This is a genomic window from Clostridium weizhouense (assembly GCF_019431045.1).
In the GTDB taxonomy this organism is placed as follows: domain Bacteria; phylum Bacillota; class Clostridia; order Clostridiales; family Clostridiaceae; genus Clostridium; species Clostridium weizhouense.
This window is the reverse complement of record NZ_JAHXPT010000002.1, coordinates 373716-395062: the sequence shown is the minus strand read 5'-3', so window position 1 is coordinate 395062 and position 21347 is coordinate 373716. Positions and strand designations below refer to the sequence as shown.

General features: G+C 25.5%; 16 protein-coding genes. 14 read left to right on the top strand and 2 right to left on the bottom strand.

The annotated features are described in order from the left end of the window. Window positions 1–250 precede the first annotated feature (250 nt). Entirely contained in the window at window positions 251–478 is a 228-nt protein-coding gene (tlp, locus tag KYD98_RS04500; protein WP_219778388.1) for a small acid-soluble spore protein Tlp, read from the top strand. 106 nt (window positions 479–584) lie between these two features. Here tlp and fakB read toward each other — a convergent pair whose 3' ends face one another. Further along, a complete protein-coding gene (gene fakB, locus KYD98_RS04495; protein WP_219778387.1) occupies window positions 585–1427 on the bottom strand; it encodes a DegV family protein in 843 nt (280 codons plus the stop codon). Between the two features lie 135 nt (window positions 1428–1562). On the opposite strand from fakB, the gene KYD98_RS04490 reads away from it, so the two are divergent. The 12 genes from KYD98_RS04490 to KYD98_RS04435 all read left to right on the top strand — a co-directional run bounded on the left by KYD98_RS04490 (window position 1563) and on the right by KYD98_RS04435 (window position 19194). Continuing rightward, window positions 1563–2138: a TetR/AcrR family transcriptional regulator gene (locus KYD98_RS04490; protein WP_219778386.1), complete on the top strand. Its 576-nt coding sequence runs from the start codon at window positions 1563–1565 to the stop codon at window positions 2136–2138. Window positions 2139–2477: 339 nt separating this feature from the next. Next, a complete protein-coding gene (locus tag KYD98_RS04485) occupies window positions 2478–2963 on the top strand; it encodes a flavodoxin family protein (RefSeq protein WP_219778385.1) in 486 nt (161 codons plus the stop codon). Window positions 2964–3214: 251 nt separating this feature from the next. Continuing rightward, window positions 3215–3769 carry a GNAT family N-acetyltransferase gene (locus KYD98_RS04480; protein WP_219778384.1) on the top strand — a complete coding sequence of 185 codons (555 nt, stop codon included), beginning with the start codon at window positions 3215–3217 and terminating at the stop codon, window positions 3767–3769. Window positions 3770–3796: 27 nt separating this feature from the next. Next, window positions 3797–5017, top strand: a complete 1221-nt coding sequence (locus tag KYD98_RS04475) for an exonuclease SbcCD subunit D (RefSeq protein ID WP_219778383.1) — start codon at window positions 3797–3799, stop codon at window positions 5015–5017. After that, window positions 5004–8549, top strand: a complete 3546-nt coding sequence (locus KYD98_RS04470; protein WP_219778382.1) for an AAA family ATPase — start codon at window positions 5004–5006, stop codon at window positions 8547–8549. Before KYD98_RS04475 ends, KYD98_RS04470 begins: the two co-directional genes overlap by 14 nt. Before the next feature lie 176 nt (window positions 8550–8725). Beyond that, a complete protein-coding gene (htpG, locus tag KYD98_RS04465) occupies window positions 8726–10642 on the top strand; it encodes a molecular chaperone HtpG (protein ID WP_219778381.1) in 1917 nt (638 codons plus the stop codon). 603 nt (window positions 10643–11245) lie between these two features. Then, the gene (gene scfA / locus KYD98_RS04460) at window positions 11246–11383 is read left to right on the top strand and encodes a six-cysteine ranthipeptide SCIFF (protein ID WP_003371542.1); all 138 of its coding nucleotides are present in this window, start codon (window positions 11246–11248) and stop codon (window positions 11381–11383) included. 710 nt (window positions 11384–12093) lie between these two features. Beyond that, complete coding sequence (gene scfB / locus KYD98_RS04455; RefSeq protein WP_219778380.1) at window positions 12094–13449, top strand: thioether cross-link-forming SCIFF peptide maturase; 1356 nt, start codon at window positions 12094–12096, stop codon at window positions 13447–13449. A 332-nt stretch (window positions 13450–13781) separates the two neighbouring features. Then, on the top strand, window positions 13782–15461 hold the full coding sequence (locus KYD98_RS04450) for a methyl-accepting chemotaxis protein (protein ID WP_219778379.1): 1680 nt from the start codon (window positions 13782–13784) through the stop codon (window positions 15459–15461). A 179-nt stretch (window positions 15462–15640) separates the two neighbouring features. Beyond that, complete coding sequence (locus KYD98_RS04445; RefSeq protein ID WP_219778378.1) at window positions 15641–16291, top strand: hypothetical protein; 651 nt, start codon at window positions 15641–15643, stop codon at window positions 16289–16291. Between the two features lie 123 nt (window positions 16292–16414). Next, window positions 16415–17632, top strand: a complete 1218-nt coding sequence (locus KYD98_RS04440; protein WP_219778377.1) for a M16 family metallopeptidase — start codon at window positions 16415–16417, stop codon at window positions 17630–17632. Window positions 17633–17775: 143 nt separating this feature from the next. Beyond that, the gene (locus tag KYD98_RS04435) at window positions 17776–19194 is read left to right on the top strand and encodes an aminotransferase class I/II-fold pyridoxal phosphate-dependent enzyme (RefSeq protein WP_219778376.1); all 1419 of its coding nucleotides are present in this window, start codon (window positions 17776–17778) and stop codon (window positions 19192–19194) included. A gap of 73 nt (window positions 19195–19267) precedes the next feature. Here the strand turns inward: KYD98_RS04435 and KYD98_RS04430 are convergent, their stop codons facing one another. Further along, window positions 19268–19576: a hypothetical protein gene (locus KYD98_RS04430; RefSeq protein ID WP_219778375.1), complete on the bottom strand. Its 309-nt coding sequence runs from the start codon at window positions 19574–19576 to the stop codon at window positions 19268–19270. A 261-nt stretch (window positions 19577–19837) separates the two neighbouring features. Here KYD98_RS04430 and KYD98_RS04425 point away from each other — a divergent pair, with 261 nt between their 5' ends. Beyond that, a complete protein-coding gene (locus KYD98_RS04425; protein ID WP_219778374.1) occupies window positions 19838–21334 on the top strand; it encodes a sodium-dependent transporter in 1497 nt (498 codons plus the stop codon). Window positions 21335–21347: the final 13 nt, after the last annotated feature.

Sequence of the window (21347 nt, the reverse complement as noted above, 5' to 3'; positions counted from 1 at the left end):
AATAAAAAATTATCTGCTGTTTTTTTATATAGGAAATTATAGAGTTTTAAAATACAAGGAAATTAAAATCTTAAATTTTATATTATGGGATAAATATAAAAATGACTACTATTATTTGAAATAATAAGAAATTAAACAAAATTTTTTAAGACATAATAAACATATTTAAACAGATAATAAACAAGAAAAGTATTTAAATATAGAATACTTTATTAAAAATAAATTAAAAGAATAAAGGAGAGATAAAATTATGTATAACAAAGCAGATGATAGAAGAAATAATGTAGACAGAATTCAACATAATATTAGTAATACCATTCAAAATATTCATCGTGCAGATGAAATGATTGAAGAAACAGATGATGAAAAGATGAAAAAGACATTGAGTGATAAAAATGAGAGAAGAGAAGAAGCCCTTAATGCTATGAGATCAGAAATTAAAGATGAGGCAATAGATAAACAAAACGGATATAGATAAAATTAAGTGAATTTTTAATATAACTTTAGACAATAAAAATAACTAAAAGGTTGTCCAAATTAAAAGCTTAAGACAACCTTTTAGTTATATTAAAGTTAAGATAATATTAGTATATCCACGATATTCCAAAACTTCTCTTTCCTGTATGTACACTTATTACAGGTGACAATTCTTCAATTAAGATTGTATGTTCAGGATATATTTCCAATACTTTTTCTTTTAATTTTAATGCTGAATCATAACCATTTGCATGAGCAATAATAATTTTTGAATTTGAAGTTAAATTTTCACTTTCTATTAGTTCAATTAAATTATTATATACTTTATTCATAGTCCTTACTTTGTTTTTTAATACTATTTCACCTTCTTCAAAAGATAAAATTGGCTTTATATTTAGTAATCTCCCAAAAGATGAGGCAGATAAAGATATTCTTCCAGTTCTGCGTAAATGAGATAAATCATCTACTACTAAATATATTTTTGAATTTGACCTTATATATTGAAGATTTTTCAAAATATCTTCAATAGAACTTCCATTTTTAATTAATTCTAATGTTGTTATTGTCATCTGTTTTTGAATAGTTGATGTAAAAAGAGAATCAAAAACTATTATTTTATCATTTGAAACTTGATTTTTAGCTACTATTCCGGTTTGAAATGTACCACTCAATTTAGAGCTAATCGTAATGTATATAATGTAATCATATTTATCTATTATTTCCTCAAAAAGTTTTAAAACATCTCCAATAGATGGTTGTGAAGTGGTTGGAAGATGTATACATTCATTCATTTTAGAACAAAATTCGCTTGGAGTTATATCTATTCCATCTTTAAAAGATTTCTCATCAATTATTAGTTCAAGTGGTAGTGAATATAAATTCTTATTATTTTCAAATAATTTCTTGTCAATTACAGCAGTACTATCTACAACAACGGCTATTTTATGCATAGAGTTCACCTCCGAAAAATGTTATTCATGTTACAAAAGGTACACTTGTAACACTTGTATGTTTATCATATAATATTGTAAAGTATGAAGTCAATATTATGGAATAAGTGGTACAAAGAAGAAGAAAGGTTACAAATGAGTGAATTTAAAGAAAAAGTTAATCCTATAACTTTGAGATCAAAAAACTGGATTGTAAATTCATTAATAGAATTAATGGATAAAAAACCTTATAATAAAATTACTTTAAAAGAAATTGCAGAAAATGTTGGACTAGCGAGACAAACGATTTATAGAAATTTTGCAACAAAGGAATCTATATTAGAATATTATGTGGATGGATTATACAATCAATTTATAAAAATAATTTCAGCTAAAAATGAATTAACACTAAATGATTTACTTATTACATATTTTGAATATTGGTATAAAAGTAAAGAATTTTTAAAAAATCTTATAGATAATAATGTATATTTAATATTGCTTGATTTGCATTTAAAATACTTAAATTCAATGGCAACAAATAAAGAATTTAAAAAATTAACCTTTGTATCAGAAAATAGCTATTTTAATCATTTTTCAGCAGGGGGATTATGGTTTGTACTAAAGAGATGGATTGAGGATGGTGCGGAAAAAACTCCTAAAGAAATGGCAGATATTATTTTGAATTTTTATCATATTAAAGGATTAAATACAGAAAATATAAAAGAATAAAATAATTAATCTATGTTTTAAAACGGTATTGATATTATAATATAAAGCAAATTCAAATTCCAGTTCGTTCTTATACTAAAATATCCATATTTATTTAAAACATGGATAATAATTGAAATATATTATGAAATTACATAAATAATAAGAAAATAACCTTTGTTAGAATGATATGCTTACTTTATAGTGGACAGTTAAAATAATAAAACTGTCATTACTATAGAAGGAGCATATCAGAATAATTTACTTAAGGTTATTTTTTTATTTTCCAATTAATGAGTTATAATTAATAATATATAAGTTCAAATAAAATTTCTTAATATGAGGTGGGAGGATAAATTTATGAAAATATCAATTTTATATTTTAGCAAGACAGGTAAAACTAAAAGGGTAGCAGAGATCATTAAAGAAGGAATCAATACTATTGATGATATTGAAGTAAAAACTATGAATCTAGATGAAATAGACTATAAATTTTTAGATGAGTCTAAGGCTGTTCTATTTGGAACACCAACATATTATGCAAATATGACATGGCAAATGAAAAAATGGATAGATGAATCTAAAAATTGTAATTTAGAAGGTAAATTAGGTGCTGTATTTGCAACTGCTCACTATATTGGAGGAGGAGCTAATGTGGCTATGACGACTATGATAAATCATTTTATGGTTAAAGGGATGTTAATGTATTCTGGAGGTTCTGCATTAGGACAACCATATATTCATTTAGGGCATGTATCTATAGGAGATGGAAATGAAGAAGAAGATAAGATAGCAAGAATATTTGGAGAAAGAATAGCACTAAAAGCAAAAGAGTTATTTAAATAAATAGTTATGTTTTAAAATATCAATATTTACTTAAAACATAAACATATTTATAGGTTTAATTTTGACAACATAAGGCATATGAAAGAAAATAATAAGTGGAAGATTTTGAGGATATTTTGCGTCAGACAATGAAGTGAAGGCTCGGAATAGCCCATCTATTGCAAGGTTTCGCTGACGAAGTATGACACAAAATAAACCAAAAGAGTGACTTGTTATTTTTTTTGAATATGCCTAAAGTGAGGAGAAAACTAATGAATTCAATAATAGATTTAAATAGAAAAGATGGAGCAAAGGTATCAGCAGAGCTTAAGTTTTTAGATAAAAGTTATATTGGTAAAATACTTGAACTTCAAGAAGATATTATGAAGGGAATAGAAGATAAACAATTATATGTTGCTTCAAGTGAAGATGAATTTATTAATTATTTTAATACAGGAAAAGCAATTGGGTATGTTACTAAAGATACTAAGGAATTAGTTGCTGTTGGTGTATATAGAAATGTAGGGTTAAAAGAGGATAATTATGGACATGATTTAGGACTTAAGGATGAGGAACTTTTAAATGTAGGACAAGTTGAGTTAACAATAGTAAAAGAAGAGTTTAGAGGAAATAGACTTCAGAAGATTCTTTGTCAGCATTTAGAGAAAATAGCAAAGGAAAATAAAACACCTATTATGTGTGCAACTGCATCACCATATAATAAACATAGTGTGAATACCTTCAAAGCTTTAGGCTATAGGGTTGAAAAGGATAAATTAAAATATGGTGGATTAAGAAGATATGTTTTAGTAAAAGATTTATATTAAAGGTTATAAAAGTAGGAGGAATATGATTTGAGGATACTGCATACAGGGGATTGGCATCTAGGTAAGAATTTAGAGGGTAAGAGTAGAATGGATGAACAGGAACTATTTTTAAATGATTTTGTAGAAATAGTTAAAAAAAATAATATAGATTTAGTAATTATTGCAGGAGATGTATATGATTCAAGTAATCCTCCAGCTAGAGCAGAAAAAATGTTTTATGACACATTAAAAAAAATTTCTTCTAATGGAGAAAGAATTACTTTAGTTATATCAGGAAATCATGATAATCCAGAAAGACTTATATCAGCTGGACCACTTGCTAGAGATCATGGAATTATAATGGTAGGAACACCAAAAACTATTGTTCAAACAGGAGAATATGGTAGACATAAGGTTATAGAATCAGGTGAAGGATATATAGAATTAGAAGTTAATGGAGAAAAAACTGTTATATTAACTGTACCATATCCAAGTGAAAAGAGATTAAATGAAGTTTTATATGGAGAGATGGACGCCGAAGAGGAGAGAGTAAAGTCTTATAGTGATAGAATACATTCATTATTTGATTCTTTAAAGGTCCATTATAAAGAAGATACGATAAATTTAGTTGCATCACATTTATTTTCAATGGGAAGTGAGGAAGGTGGATCTGAAAGAAGTATACAACTTGGTGGAAGTTATATAGTAGATGGAGGATGTTTTCCAGATGAAGCTCAATATATAGCTTTAGGTCATGTCCATAAACCACAAGTGGTACCAGGAACTAATAAAAGGGCAAGATATTGCGGTTCTCCTATTCACTACAACAGAAAAGAAATAAATTTTGATAAAAAATGCTTTATTGTTGATATAAAATCTGGTGAAGTTCCAGATATAGAAGAGATTAAACTAAATGTATATAAACCTATTGAGGTGTGGAAATGTTCTAATATTGATGAAGCAATATTAAAATGCAAGGAAAATTCAGAAAGAGAATGTTGGGTTTATCTTGAAATAGAAACTGATAGATATATAAGAGAAGATGAAATAAAGCAGATGAAAGATTTTAAAAAAGATATATTAGAGATAATTCCAAAGATTAAAATAAATAATGAAGAGTATGATATCAAAAATATATCTGAAAAGTCTTTTGATGAAATATTTAAGGAGTTTTATAAGAAAGAAAGAGGAGTAGATGCAGATCAAGAAGTGGTTGATTTGTTTTTAAATATAATGTCAGAAGTAGGTGAAGAAGATGAGACCAATTGAGCTTAGAGTTAAGGGATTAAATAGTTTTATAGAGGAACAAAAAGTGGATTTTAATAAGTTAACAGAGAGAGGCTTATTTGGGATTTTTGGGCCTACTGGTAGCGGAAAATCAACTATTTTAGACGGAATAACCCTAGCTTTATATGGAGAAGTTTCTAGAAAAAGTTCTAATTATATAAATACTAATTGTGATTCACTAAATGTAAGTTTTGAATTTCAGATATCAGGATCAGAAGTAAAAAGATATGTTGTAAGTAGAGAATTTAAACGTGATAACAAAACTGGAAATCCAAGATCTTCAAGGGCTAAAATTATTGATATAACTAATGAAACGGAAGAAGTTTTAGCAGATAAAGTAAGGTCAGTAACTGAAAGATGTGAAGAAATAATAGGGCTTGGATTAGATGATTTTACTAGAACTGTAGTATTGCCTCAAGGTAAATTTAGTGATTTTTTGAAACTTGAAGGAAAAAGTAGACGAGAGATGCTTGAAAGATTATTTAATCTTCAAAAGTATGGTAATATTCTTTCAGTTAAATTATCAAAAGAAATAAACAAAGAGAAAACACAAAATAACTTTTTAATGGGTGAATTAAAAGGTTATGAAGAAATTAATGAAGAAAAGCTTAACCTAAAAAATGAAGAGTTAAACGAAACTAGAAAGAGATTAAGTAGTGAAAATACTGAGTTAAAGAATATAGAGAAAATTTATAAAGATAGTGAAGAAGTTTGGAATTTACAAATTGATTTAAATTCATATAAAGAACAAGAACAAATTTTAAATAATAAAGCTACTGAAATAGAAAAAAATAAAATTAAGCTTATGCTTGGAGAAGCGGCATTAAGGGTTAATCCATATATTTTAGCATATGAAAATACTTTAAAAGAAACCAGTGAAACTCAAAGAAAAAAACAAATATTAGAAGAAGTTTTTAAAAATCTTAAACTTGAAAAAGAAGATTCAGAAAAAAAATTATTAGAAATTAGAGATAAAAAGGACAAAGAAATACCGGAATTAAAATTAAGAGAACAGAGAATAAATGATGCAATAAAAGAAAAAGATGCATTAGATATTTTAGATAATGAAATAAAAAAAGTTTCATTAAAGGTTGAAGTATTAAGAGAAAGATATAAGAAAGATAAAAATAAGTTCGGAACTATAGAAAATAATATTAAGAATATAGATATAAATATAAAAGAATTAGAAGAAAAATTTGAAAGCTTGAAAATAGATGATAATTTAAAAGCTAAAATTCAAGAAGGTCTTTTAGTTAGTGAAAAATATAACTCATGTGAAAAAAATATAAAGAGTAATAAAGAAAAATTAATTAATATAACTAAGGAAATAGAGAATTTAAAAGGAAAATTTAATGAATTAGAAAAAGTATATAAAGAAAAATTTAATTTATTAAATGAAAATAAAGAAAAGTTAGATGGAGTAATTAAAAATTCTCCAGGTAAGCAAGAAGATTTATTAATTCTTCAAAAAAACTTAACAGAATGTACTGATAAATGGGAAAAGTTTAATCAATATAGTGATGAAATAGAAAAGTCTAAAAATTTAATTAAAGAACTAGAGAGTTTATTATTAAAAGATAATAATAATAAAATGAATATTGAAAATGAATTATCAACATTAAAAGAAAAATATAAAGAATTTGAAATAGAAAATTTATCTTTTGAAATAAGAAAGAATTTAGAAAATGGTCAAGCATGTCCAGTTTGCGGATCTTTAGAACATAATATAGAAAGTGTAAATAATTTATTAATAGAAGATTTAGAAGATAAAAATTTAGTGGAATTAAACAATAAAATAAATTCTAATGAAACTAATTTAAAATTATTAGAACAACAAATAACAATATATAATACAAAAATTAATTCTGAAAGAGAAAAAATTAAAGAAAAAACCTCTCAAATAGAAACTTTAGGAGAAGATTTCAAAAAAGTATCACCTAAAAATCTTAAAGAACAATTTATTAATTTTAAAAAAGAATTAGAAGAATATGAGATTAAAAAAGAAACACTAGAAAATATACTTAATAAATTAAAGGATGAAAATCATTCTTTAGAAAATGAAATTAATAAAATATCAACTATAATAAAAGAAAAAGAAATTCAGTTAGATTTAATAAATAAAGAATTAGGTTGTGATGAAGCTGAACTTAATAATATAAATGAAAAATTAAATTCTATTAAAAAGGAAATAGGTGTTAGGGATTTTAAAGAGAAAAGTGATGAGATAGTAAATATAGAAAAAGAGAGAGAAAGTATATCAAAGCAAATAAAGGGATTTAGAAGTGATTTTGAAATTTTGATTAAAGAAAAAGATAAAATACAAGATGAAATAAATTTAATCACAGAAGAAGGAACATATGCACGTACATCATTAAATGAAAAAAATAAAAATAGAGAAGAAAAAATAAAAATTATAAAATCTAAGCTAGAAAAAGAAGTAGATTTAATTAAAGATTTAAATAGTATTAGCAAAGATAAACTTATTATTTTATTAGATTCAATAAAAAAAGAGATTGAATATATAGGAGAAGAATTTAAATTAATTCATAGATTAAAAGACACAGTTTGCATTAAATATGAAAAATGTAATGAAGAGTATATTTCTATAGTATCTAAAGAAAATGAACTTATAAAGAGATGTGGATTAGAAAAAGAAAATGTAAGTAGAAGTTTAAAAGAAGAAAATTTTGAATCTATAGAGAGTGTAAAAGAAAATATTATCACTCAAAATGAGATTGAAAGATTAAAACAAGAAATAGAAAAATATAAAGAAGATTTATCTAAAATTAAGGGTGCTATAGAAAGTTCAGTAAAAAAATTAAATAATAGGGAAATCTCTGAAAACGAGTGGTTTAACATTCAAAATAATATAAGGGAAAAGAAAAATGAAGTTGAACTATTAAGTGAAGTCAAAATTAAGCTAGAAGAAGAATTTAAATTTATAGATAATAAATTAAAGGAACTTAAAGATTTGTTAATTAAAAAAGAGAAAATTGATCATAAATTAGCTTTATTAGATGATTTAGATAAATTATTTAAAGGTAAAAAATTTGTTGAATTTGTTGCACTTACTCAATTAAAGTATATTTCAATTGAAGCATCTAAAAAATTGAAAGAAATAACAAATGGTAATTATGGTTTAGAAGTAGATGAAAATGGTAAATTCATAATAAGAGATTATAAAAATGGAGGAGCTGAAAGGGATGCATCTACTCTTTCAGGGGGAGAAACTTTCCTAACTTCACTGGCATTAGCACTAGCGCTGTCATCTCAAATACAACTCAAAGGAACAGCGCCACTAGAATTATTTTTCTTGGATGAAGGATTTGGAACACTAGATGATAATTTGTTAGAGGTAGTTATGAGCTCATTAGAAAGATTGCATAATGATAAATTAAAGGTTGGAATAATAAGCCACGTGGAATCAATAAAGAATAGAGTTCCAGTTAAATTAATACTTACACCAGCAGAAGCTGGTAATGGAGGAAGTAAGGTAAGACTTGATAGAAGCTAAAAACGAATAAAGGTCAAAGAAGGTCTAAAAAAGAGAAATTCTTAGATTTATACTGATTAGTTTAATATAATTAACATTAGTTGAATTTTATAGGTCCAACTTGTAGTTTTCTAAACATTGACAATTATTTTGACTTTTATTAAAATAGCACTAGAAAAAAAGAGGAGTGATAAATTATGGTAAAGGAAAATGGGAATATTTCAATTCATACAGAGAATATTTTTCCAATAATAAAAAAATGGTTATATTCTGATAAAGATATATTTATAAGAGAACTTATAAGTAATGGTTGTGATGCTATAAGTAAATTAAAAAGATTAAGCTCTTTAGGAGAAGCTAATATATGTGATGACGAAAAATTTAAAATAACTGTTTCAGTAAATAAAGAAGAGAAAACTCTTAAGTTTACTGATAATGGAATCGGTATGACAGAAGAAGAAATTAGAAAATATATAAATCAAGTTGCTTTTTCTGGTGCAGAAGATTTTGTTGAAAAGTATAAAGATAAAATGGATGAAGGTAATGATATTATAGGTCATTTTGGATTAGGATTTTATTCAGCATTTATGGTTGCTGATAAGGTTGAAATTGATACATTATCTTTCAAAGAGGATGCAGAATCAGCTAAATGGATATGTGAAGGTGGAACTGAATATGAAATTTCTTCTTCTGAAGAAAAAAAAGAAAGAGGAACAACTATAACATTATATATAAATGAAGATAGTGCAGATTTTCTAGATGAATTCAAGCTTAGAACAATAATAACTAAATATTGTTCATTCTTACCAACAGAAATATATTTAGAGAATGAAAATAAACCTAAAGAAGAGGCTAAATATGAAACAAAGAAAAATGAGGATGGAACTGAATATCAAGAGTTAGTACAGCCAGAAGAACCAAAGCCTTTAAATGATACTAAGCCTTTATGGATGAAAAAACCTAGTGAATGTACTGATGAAGAATATAAGGATTTTTATAAAAAAGTATTTACTGATTTTAATGAACCATTATTCTGGATTCATTTAAATGTTGATTATCCATTTAATTTAAAAGGTATATTATATTTCCCTAAATTAAAACATGAGTTTGAAGCAACAGAAGGTCAAGTTAAACTTTATAATAATCAAGTGTTTGTAGCTGATAATATAAAAGAAGTAATACCAGAATTCTTATTACTTTTAAAGGGAACTATAGATTGCCCAGATTTACCACTTAACGTATCAAGAAGCTTTTTACAAAATGATAGAGATGTAGCTAAAATCTCTAATCATATAGTTAAAAAAGTTGCAGATAAGTTAACATCATTATTTAAAAATAGTAGAGAAGAATATAATAACTTCTGGAATGACATACAAATATTTATTAAATATGGTTGTTTAAGAGATGAGAAATTCTATGAAAAAATAAAAGATGTAATAGTATTTAAAACTATTAATGATGAGTATATTACTTTAAAAGATTATCTTGAAAAATCAAAAGAAAAACATGAAAATAAAGTATTTTATGTAAGTAATGAACAACAACAATCACAATATATAAAATTATTTAAAGAATATAATTTAGATGCTATAGTTTTAGATGCTAGCTTAGATAATCACTTTATATCTTTCTTAGAAATGCAAGAAAGAGGAGTTCAATTTACAAGAATAGATTCAGATATTTCAGATGTATTAAAATCTGATGATGAAGATTCAAAAGAATTAAATAGCAAACTAGAAGAAATCTTTAAATCATCACTTGGAGATAAGATAAGCAAGATTTCAATAGAAGGATTAAAAAATGAAGAAACACCTGCTATGATTTTAATCTCAGAACATTCAAGAAGAATGGCTGAAATGAGCAAAATGTATGCAGCAATGAATATGCCAGCAGGTATGTTTAATGAAGAGAAAACTTTAGTAATTAATAATAAAAATGCTATTGTGAAGAAGCTTATATATCTTTATGAAGATGAATCTAAAAAAGAAGAAGTTAAATTTATTTGTGAGCACATATTAGATTTAGCTAAAATAGCAAATAATGAATTAACTCCTGAAGATATGGATAACTTTATAAAAAGGAATAACTCTCTTTTAGGAAAAATAGTATTATAGAATAATAGATACATCTAATAATCAAGTGGCTCTCTCAAAAACATATTAAGTATTTGAGAGAGTCATTTATTGATTTACTATGTTTTAAAATAGCATTAATATTGTAGTATAAGGTTGAACTAACATTGGAATTTGCTTTTTAGAACTATTAAGTGAAAATTAAAAATAAATGTAAAAATTTTCTATTTGGCAATATGAATCTACTGGACTAATGTATAGAATTATACTACAAGATTAATATTCGGTTAAAACATAGTATTATGATAAAGTTACAAATTTTAGTTAAAATACTTTATTAATTAATATCGTGATACTGTTTACAAAGAATAATATTGCTATAAGGCACAATCAAAAAAATAACAATCCCATTTGCCAGCCTATTTTCCATCATGCTGCGTCGTCAAATTGACATAATAGGCACACTATTAGGTCAATTCATTTCCTTGCCTGATGAAAAATATCCATTGCAACTTTGGACTTGTTATTTATTTTCATGTGCCTAATTTGAGTATAAATTAAAAATGTGGTAAGCTTGTTCTTTAATACCTGAGCGTATTATGGTATAATTACACCGTATATTTTTAATATGGAGGAGTTTTTATAATGAAACACATAAAAACAATTAACAAAACAAACATAAAAAATAGTTTATGTAAACCAGGATGCAAAGAATGTGCAAACTCATGCCAATCAGCATGTAAAACATCTTGCACAGTTGCAAACTTAGAGTGCGAAAACTAATTTAGGCATATGAAAGAAAATAATAAGTCAAAGATTTTGAGGATATTTTGCGTCAGACAAGGAAGTGAAGCCTTGAAATAGTCCAGCTATTGCGAGGTTTCGCTGACGAAGTATGACACAAAATAGACCAAAAGAGTGACTTATTATTTTTTTGAATATGCCTTACCTTAATAGCAGTAACTAAATAGTTGCTGCTAACTTTTTTACTATAGTATATATTCTAATTAAGTTAATATAGTTATAATTTTTTATTTAAGGAACATTGCTTGATACAAAATATATAATGCCTCTTTGGGCTATTATTTTATTTCATGTCTCTAATTTATATAGAGAATTATATTTTTAATTAACAGTATGTATTTAGAATAATATATATCAAAAAAATTCTATATAAGTTCCTAACTATTATAGATTTATAAATAATATAAGAATTATATTAATAAATTACTATGTTTTAAAACCGTGTTGATATTCTAGTATAAGCCTGAACTGGCATTGGAATTTGTTTTTTAGAACTATTAAGTAAAAGTCAAAAGTGAGAATCTAAATTTTGTATTTGGTTCTTCAAACTTACTCCACGAATGTATATGAGTAGAGTTTCCTATTTCAATTCTGTCCATGAGCTTTATACTACAATATCAACATTCATTTAAAACATAATATAATGAACAAATTTTATTGGAACTTATGTATTTTAGGAGGAAAAGAGAGTGTCTTTAATACACAAATTTAAACAAGGTGAGAACTTTTTTGTTTTAGACGTAAATACAGGTGCAGTACATGTGGTTGATGAATTGGTATATGACTTAGTTGATGATGATAGATTAAAATCTAAAGAAGAACTTATTGAAACGTTAAGTAATAAATATGAAAAAAAGGTTATTTCAGAAGCATACGATGAAATACTTGAACTTATAGATGATGAGATACTTTATTCTAAGGATCAATATGAAGAAATAGCACATAGTTCTATGGATGATAGAGATTATATAAAAGCTGTATGTTTAAATATAATTCATGGATGTAACTTAAGATGCAAGTATTGTTTTGCAGATGAAGGTGAATATCATGGACATAAGGGTGTAATGACAATTGATGTTGCTAAAAAAGCAATTGATTATGTAGTTAAAAGAAGTGGTCCAAGAAAAAATATAGAGATAGATTTATTTGGTGGAGAGCCAACTCTTATTATGGATACTATAAAAGAAATAATTAAATATGCAAGAGAAAATGAAAAGAAGTGGAATAAGAACATAAGATTTACAATGACAACTAATGCTACTCTTTTAAATCCAGAAATGATGGATTTTATGGATAAAGAGATGGGTAATATAATTCTATCATTAGATGGAAGAAAATCTGTTAATGATAATGTTAGAATTAAACCTGATGGAAGTGGATCATATGATGACATTATTCCTAATATAAAAGAAATGATCAAAAGAAGAACTAAGGGGAAGACTTTTTACGTTAGAGGAACATTTACTAGAGATAACACAGATTTTTATCAAGATGTTATGGCAATGGTAAATGAAGGTTTTGATGAAATTTCAATAGAACCTGTTGTACTTCCGGATGAGCATTCACTTTCTTTAAGAGAAGAAGATTTAGATACTATTTTTGAAAACTATGACAAGCTATATGAAGATATGGCAAAGAGAAAAAGAGAAGGAAAAGATGAATTTAATTTCTATCACTTTAATATAGATCTTCAAGGTGGACCTTGCGTTTACAAGAGAATATCAGGATGTGGTGCTGGATTTGAATATGTAGCAATAACTCCACAAGGAGAGGTTTATCCATGTCACCAATTTGTAGGAAGAGAAGAATTTAAATTAGGAACTATTTATGATGATACTTATGATGCTGAATTAGGAAAAGAATTTAAAAAAGCACATATATATAATAAACCAAAATGTAAAGAGTGTTGGGCTAAGTTCTATTGTAGTGGTGGATGCCAAGCAAATAACTTTAACTTTAATGGTGATATGAAAATACCTTATGAAATAGGTTGTAAAATGCAAAAGAAGAGAATTGAATGTGCAATTGCACTTAAAGCAGAATAAACAAAAAAGATATTATATCTAATAGAAATGAAAAAACAGAGTTGTTGGACTCTGTTTTTTGTTTATAAAAGTACTCAATGTTTGAAAAATTTATAATATATATGCCTCTAATTAAATATTATTAATCAAAAATATAATTTTCTATAAAAATCATATAACGAAATATACATGTATTAAGTTAATTAGAACAGATATATTAAAAGTAAAATTATAATTTATTAGTTGAAAGAAGACTTTATATGAAAATACATTAAAAAATACATAAAAATATGTAAAGTATGTAAATTTTACTCGATAATTATAATAGTATTATTTATTAAGGAGAAAGTTATATGAAATCAAAAAAGGTTACTAATTTGTCAATTAAAAATAGACTTGTTGCAATTATTACTTTATCGCTAGTAGTTATTCTTTCATTAACTACAATATTAATTAGTATTAATATAAAGAAAAATATGACTGACCTTATTTTGAACAAATCTATAGATACTGCAAATCAAGCTAAGAATTTAGTAGAATATATAATCAATTCAGATGATAATGCTATTGAACAATTACAAAACTTAGTTGATAAACAATCTGAAAAAGAAAATATTGCTTATGCAGTAATTATAGATAAAAATTGTAAAGCTATAGCTCATAGTGATAAAGAAAAATTAGGTAAAGTTTATGATGATAGTTATACAATTGATGCAGTAAAAAATGCTAAAACTATGACATCAAAGTTTTATGCGGATGTTCAAAAGACATGGACTTATGATATTATGATCCCAATTAATCATAATGGTGTTTTATATGGATCATTAGATATTGGGATACCCATAAGTGGTGTAGATATTGTTATTAATAATTTTTTAAAGTACCAAGTTATGTTGATGGTAATTACGTTAATAGTAATAGGAAGCGTTTTAATTTTAGTATTAAATAAGGAATTAAATCCTATAAAGTTATTAATGGAGATTATAGATCAAACAAGTAAACTTGATTTAAGTGAAAATAAAACTTTAAATGAATTTTCAAATAAAAAGGATGAGATAGGTGCGATTTCAAAATCATTACTTAATATGAGAACAGTATTAAGAGAGATGGCTACATCTATAAAAGGTAGTACAAATGAAATTAATGAATTTTCTTCTAATTTAGTTAAGACGACTGATGAAAGTGTGAATTCATTAGTTGGAATATCTCAAGCAATATCTGAAATTGCTTCAAGTTCACAAATTCAATCAGAAGATATACAAGATCAAGTTGATCAAACTAATGATTTAAGTAAACAAATAGATAATATATCTAGTGATACTATTAGTATGTTTGAAAAAATTAACTACACAAAAAAATTGAGTGATAATGGAATTGATGTTGTAAATAATCTATCTAATTGTTCTGAGAGAAATAAAAAAATATCAGATACTATTAAACAAATAGTCATTGAAGTTGATGGTAATTCTAATGAGATTAGTAGTATTGTTGATACAATTAAGGAAATTGCAAATCAAACTAATTTATTAGCTTTGAATGCATCTATTGAAGCAGCAAGAGCAGGGGAAAGCGGCAGAGGTTTTACGGTTGTTGCTGAAGAAGTTAAAAAATTAGCAGAACAAACAAGTCAATTTACTAATGAGATAAGTAATAAGATTGGTTCAATACAAGAGAAATCTAATAGTGCAGTTATTTCAATGGAAGAAAATATTTTAATTGTTAATGAAAACAATAAAGCTGTAATGGATACAGAAGTTATTTTTAATAAGCTTTCAGAGGAACTTATAAATTTAACTGAAATAATAAACAAAATAGTAAATCACAATAAGATCATGATATCAAATAAGGATAAAATTTTAGATATTATTCAAACTATATCAGCAGCATCAGAAGAAACAACAGCATCAACAGAAGAAATAAGTAGTATATCAAAAGAACAATTGTTAGCTATGGAAAATTTATATCATGAAGTTGAAAATTTACAATCATATTCTAATGTTCTTAGAGAAGAAATGGAAAAATTTAGGGTTTGATAATAAAAGATATTACAGTTAAACAATAATTTTAATTATATTTAAAATTTACCAATAAATTATAAAAATTCAATATAATAAAGAATATATAAATTAAAACAATATTTGATATTTGTAGAAAAATATAGTATTATAGTGAAAAAGATAAAAATAAATAAAAAAGGGGATTTTAAATGCATATGAAAAAGAACAAAAAAATACTAACTTTACTACTAAGCATATTACTTGTAGGGGGAATTATGCTTACAGGGTGTGGAGATAAGGGATTAACAGCCGTTGAAAGTGCAGAAATGTTATTTAATTTGTATGTTAAGCAAGATACTACTAAAGCTGAGAAACTTCAATTAAAGAAAGAAGAATTACAAAGCTTTGTTAACCAACAAGAGAAAGCACTTAAGTCAAAAATTGAAAGTGAATTTAAATCATATGGTTTATCAATATCAGATGAAAAATTAGAAAATATTTGTAAAGCTCAATTAGCAGCAATAGCTAAAGTAACTCCAACTATAGAATTAGTTTCAGAAAAAGACGGAGAAGCAGAAATTAAGATAAAAACTACATATTTAGAATTTGAAAAAATAGATGAAAAGGCAGCAGATGATGCAGTTGCAGCTTATGAAAATTCAGGTATAACTGATGAAAAAGAATTACTTAATAAGATGGCGGATCAATATGTTAAGAATTTAATAGAAGGATTAAATTCATCAACACCTTCAACTGATACTGCTGAAAAGACATTTAAATTAAAAAAGGATAAGGAAACAAAAATTTATATACCAGATAATATAGTTGAATTTTTCATTAGTATAGATGAACTTTCAATAAAATAATAATGTAATTACCTAAAAACAGAGTCTAGTTGACTCTGTTTTTTGCTATTTAAGATGTTAAATGGTCTATGTTAATTTTATCATGATATAATAAATTATTATAATAAGTAAGGGGAAATAGATTTGAAAGAATATATTTTTGAAAATAATTTAAAGTTAATATATAAAAAAAGTACATCAGAATTATCATCTATATGTATATCATTAGAGGCAGGGGCAGGAGTAGAAGAGGAAATTTTAGGGATAGCTCATGCTACAGAACATATGGTGTTTAAGAATACTAAAAAAAGAAATGAGAATGAAATAAATAAAGAATTAAGTAATATATTTGGATTTCATAATGCAATGACTAACTATCCTTATGTTATTTATTATGGAACATTACTAAGTGATGAACTAGAGAAAGGCGTAGAGATATTTTCAGATATAATCACTAATACTGAATTTATAGAAGATGGATTTAAAGAAGAAATGAAGGTAATTATTGAAGAACTTAATGAATGGGATGAAGAAGTTGAACAATATTGCGAAGACAAACTTTTTTTTAATACTTTTAATGAAAGGAGAATTAAATATCCTATAATAGGATTAAAAGAAGATCTTAAAAACATAACTTTACAGGATATAAAAGAGTTTTATGCAGAACATTATTTCCCGAAAAATACATCTATTGCTGTAATATCTTCACTTGAATTTGATGAAGTCAGAGATATTGTATCAAAATATTTTGGTATATGGAATAATATAGGATATAAGAAGATAGATACTAAATATGAAAAAAAATATGAAAATACATTTATAAATGTAAGAGAAGGCTTAAAAACTTGTAAGGTAGAAATTATATATCCAATTGATACTTTAAATGATAATGAAAATAAAGCATTAAGAATATTTAATCAGTATTTTGGAGAAGGAGTACACTCATTATTATATGATACTTTAAGGACTAAAAATGGACTTATTTATGATGTTATTACAAAAATTGCTCATGAAAAATATATAAAGTTATATAAAATTACATTTAGTACTTCAAATGATAATTTAGAGAAGGCCTTATCTTTAATCGATGAATGTATAAATAGTTTAAAAGATGTAAAAAAAGATATTAATCAAGAAACAATTAACATGTTAATTAAGAGTTACAAATTAAAAAGACTATTTAGAGAAGAACAAAGTATAATTTTAGCTAAAGAGTTATCAACGTATGATACTATGTTTGGAGATTATAATCTTTATTTAAATCAAATAAAAGGCTTAGATAAATTAAATAAAGATTTTATATTTGACACAGGAATAAAGGTTTTAAAAAAGCCATCAATACAAATAATTACGAATAATTGATAATTTTTAAAGTAGGATATGTTTTAATTGAACAAGGGGTTGTTTTAAAATTCTTAAAGTAAATTCCTCTGTTTATGAGATTTATACTAAATTATTAACACTATCTTAAAACATAGCCAGAATTATCGTTTGTGGAGGAAAAAATGAGTGAAAAATTACCATTATTAAATGAACTTTTAAAATATCATGAAGAAAATAATTTATTACTTTCAATGCCAGGCAATAAATGTGGATTAGGATTTTTAAGAGATGATATTGGAAGAAAGTTTGCAGATAGATTAGGATACATAGATATTACGGAGGTAGACCCTTTAGATAATCTTCATTGTCCAGAAGGAGTAATTAAAGAAGCACAAGAACTTCTTAGTAAAACTTATAATTCAAAAAAGGCTTACTTTATGGTTAATGGAAGTTCGGGTGGAAATTTAGCTTCTATATTTGATGCATTTGATGAAGGCGATGAAGTGATAGTAGAAAGAAACTGTCATAAGTCTATTTATAATGGATTAATATTAAGAAAATTAAAGGTTACATATATTGAACCAGTTATAGATTTTGAAAAAGATATATTTTGTCCACCTAATGGAGAAAATATATATAATGCTTTAGAACATTGTAATAATGCTAAAGGAATAATTTTAACTTATCCAAATTATTTTGGAATCAGTTATGATTTAGAAGATATAATTAAAGATTTAAAACAAAGAGGATTAAGTATTATCATTGATGCTGCACATGGTGCTCACTATGGTATGAGTGAAAGATTACCTAAAGACATATTTTCTTTAGGGGATTATGTTGTTTTGAGTGCGCATAAAACATTGCCTTCATTAACTCAAGGGTCATATTTACTAGTTAATAAGGATGAGAGTAATATAGAATTTTATTTAAAGTCATTTATGACAACATCACCTTCTTATTTAATTATGGCATCTTTGGATTATGCCAGATATTATTTAGATAAGTATGGGAGAGAAGACTATGAAATTTTAATAGATAGATGTGAAAAGTGGAGAGATAGTATTAATTCTTTAAATAAAGTTACGATACTTTCTAAAGAAAAATTACAAGAAAAATATGATATAGACATAACTAGATATGTTATTTTATTACCAGATGGTTATAGTGGTCATAAGTTTTTAGATTATTTAAGAAAAAATAAAATACAATCAGAAATGAGTTTTTCAAGAGGCATAGTTTTAATATTATCCCCATTTAACACTGAAAGTGATTTTGAATATATTTATAAAGTTATAGAAAAATTAGACTTAGCTATATTAGAAAATTATAGTAGACTTAATGCTAAATATTATAGTTTTGTTCCAGATAAAAAATTAGAACCATACGAAGTTTTTAAAAGAAAAGGAATACACTGTAGGATTGAAGAGAGTGAAGGTAGAATATCTAAAAATATGATAATACCTTATCCACCAGGAATACCATTAGTTTGTCCAGGAGAAGTAATAAGCAATGATGCTATTAATATAATAAAAGACTATATTTTAAATAAAAAAAGTATTATAGGGGTAGAAAATAACGCAATAGAAGTTGTTGATTTATAATTAATATAAAGTTTCCCAAAAAAAGAATCGATCTCTGAAAATATACAATTTATCAGAGATTGATTCTTTTTATTTAATCATATTTATGACAATTGGAATTTAAATGAATAATATCTTTGTCAGATCCACTTTCTTTTGCTCCACATATTGTACATTCTTTACTATAAGTTGAGTTATAAATTATTATTTCACAATTGTCAGAAGTATATGTCAAATTATCTTTTGTATTATTAAATTCATGAGATAAAATTTTACCACTGTCTACATTTGCATTTAACACTTTCCAAGAATGAATATCTTTATTTGTATTTGCAAATGATATAACTGAAATTGACGATGATAATACAAATACTAGACTTAAACTTATTAGAAATTTTTTCATAAGACAATGTCCTCCTTAAATTTAATTTAACCATAATATATATATAATGTAAAATGTAAGATAAAAAATAACTTTAATTACCTATACAATGGATAAAAATGATAAAAAATTAAAAATATAAACAAAAATAAATATAATTATCAATAAATACAAACAAAAAATATTATTTTTTGAATAAAATATTGATTTTATTGATATATTATTATATTATATATATAAGATTAAATGAGAGAAAATTTTTAGATAAAGGAGGCGCGATTTATGAATGAAAACCGAGATCAATGGGGAACGAAATTAGGATTTATTCTTTCAGCTGTAGGTTCAGCTGTAGGATTAGGAAATATATGGAGATTTCCCTATATAGCATATACTAATGGAGGAGGAGCATTCTTAATTCCATACTTTTTTGCAATTTTTACAGCAGGAATTCCATTATTAATCTTAGAGTATGGAATGGGCCATAAATATAAGGGTTCAACACCACTTGCTTTATCAAGAGCAAACAAAAAGTGGGAGTGGCTTGGATGGTGGCCTACGATTACTGCATTTATAATTTTAGCTTATTATTCAATGATTTTAAGCTGGTCAGCTAATTATCTGAAGTTTAGTTTTAATAAAAGCTGGGGAAATGATTCTAATTCTTTTTTCTATAAGGATTTTTTAAAATTAACATCGTCGCCATTTGAAATTGGCGGTATGATATGGCCAATCTTAATAGGTATAGCTTTAGTTTGGTCAATAAATTGGATTATATGTTATAAGGGAATAAAAGGTGGAATAGAAAAAGCTAATAAAATATTATTACCTACTTTAATTGTAATTATGATTATTATAGTAATTAGAGGGACTTCTTTAGAAGGAGCACAGCTTGGATTAAATACATTGTTTACCCCTGATTGGTCAAAGGTATTAGATCCTAAGGTTTGGATTGCGGCTTATGGACAAGTATTTTTTTCTTTAAGTTTAGCTATGGGGATTATGATAACATATTCAAGCTATTTACCTAAAAAGACTGATATTAATAATAGTGCATTTATGACAGCTTTTGCTAATTGTGGATTTGAGTTTTTATGTGCAATAGGAGTATTTGGTATACTTGGATATATGGCAACTGCTCAAGGAATACCTGTATCAGAAGTTGTATCAAGTGGAGTGGGTCTTGCTTTTATAGTTTTTCCAACAGTATTTAATGCTATGGGAACATGGGGAACAATATTAGGAATATTATTTTTTGTTTGCTTAATATTTGCAGGAATAACATCTTCTGTTTCTTTAACAGAAGCAGTATCAGCACCATTTATAGATAAATTTGCATGGAAACGTAATAAAGTTATAACTGTTATTTGCATGATTGGATTTTCAATGAGTATAGTATTTGCAACGGGAGCAGGTCTATATTTATTAGATATAATAGATAACTTTGTAAATAATTATGGAATTGTTGTTGTAGGATTATTAGAAGTAGTATTAATTGGATGGATAATTAAACCAGATACAATTAGAAACCATACAAATGAAATGTCTTATTTTTCAGTAGGCAAGTGGTGGAATGTAACAGTTAAATATGTAACACCAGCAATATTAGTATTTATGTTAATTCAAAGTTTAATTACAGAAATTAAAACTCCATATGGAGGATATGAGTTATCAGCATTATTCTTATATGGGTGGAGTTCAATAGCTATAGGTATTATGGGTGCTATAATACTTAGTAAACAGGAATGGAAAAACCAAAACACTAATTATTTAGATAATTAATAAATAAATAGGA

Coding starts and splice junctions, on each gene's coding strand:
- tlp (WP_219778388.1), top strand. CDS start 251: ATGTATAACAAAGCAGATGATAGAAGAAATAATGTAGACAGAATTCAA.
- fakB (WP_219778387.1), bottom strand. CDS start 1,427: ATGCATAAAATAGCCGTTGTTGTAGATAGTACTGCTGTAATTGACAAG.
- KYD98_RS04490 (WP_219778386.1), top strand. CDS start 1,563: ATGAGTGAATTTAAAGAAAAAGTTAATCCTATAACTTTGAGATCAAAA.
- KYD98_RS04485 (WP_219778385.1), top strand. CDS start 2,478: ATGAAAATATCAATTTTATATTTTAGCAAGACAGGTAAAACTAAAAGG.
- KYD98_RS04480 (WP_219778384.1), top strand. CDS start 3,215: ATGAATTCAATAATAGATTTAAATAGAAAAGATGGAGCAAAGGTATCA.
- KYD98_RS04470 (WP_219778382.1), top strand. CDS start 5,004: ATGAGACCAATTGAGCTTAGAGTTAAGGGATTAAATAGTTTTATAGAG.
- htpG (WP_219778381.1), top strand. CDS start 8,726: ATGGTAAAGGAAAATGGGAATATTTCAATTCATACAGAGAATATTTTT.
- scfA (WP_003371542.1), top strand. CDS start 11,246: ATGAAACACATAAAAACAATTAACAAAACAAACATAAAAAATAGTTTA.
- KYD98_RS04450 (WP_219778379.1), top strand. CDS start 13,782: ATGAAATCAAAAAAGGTTACTAATTTGTCAATTAAAAATAGACTTGTT.
- KYD98_RS04445 (WP_219778378.1), top strand. CDS start 15,641: ATGAAAAAGAACAAAAAAATACTAACTTTACTACTAAGCATATTACTT.
- KYD98_RS04435 (WP_219778376.1), top strand. CDS start 17,776: ATGAGTGAAAAATTACCATTATTAAATGAACTTTTAAAATATCATGAA.
- KYD98_RS04430 (WP_219778375.1), bottom strand. CDS start 19,576: ATGAAAAAATTTCTAATAAGTTTAAGTCTAGTATTTGTATTATCATCG.
- KYD98_RS04425 (WP_219778374.1), top strand. CDS start 19,838: ATGAATGAAAACCGAGATCAATGGGGAACGAAATTAGGATTTATTCTT.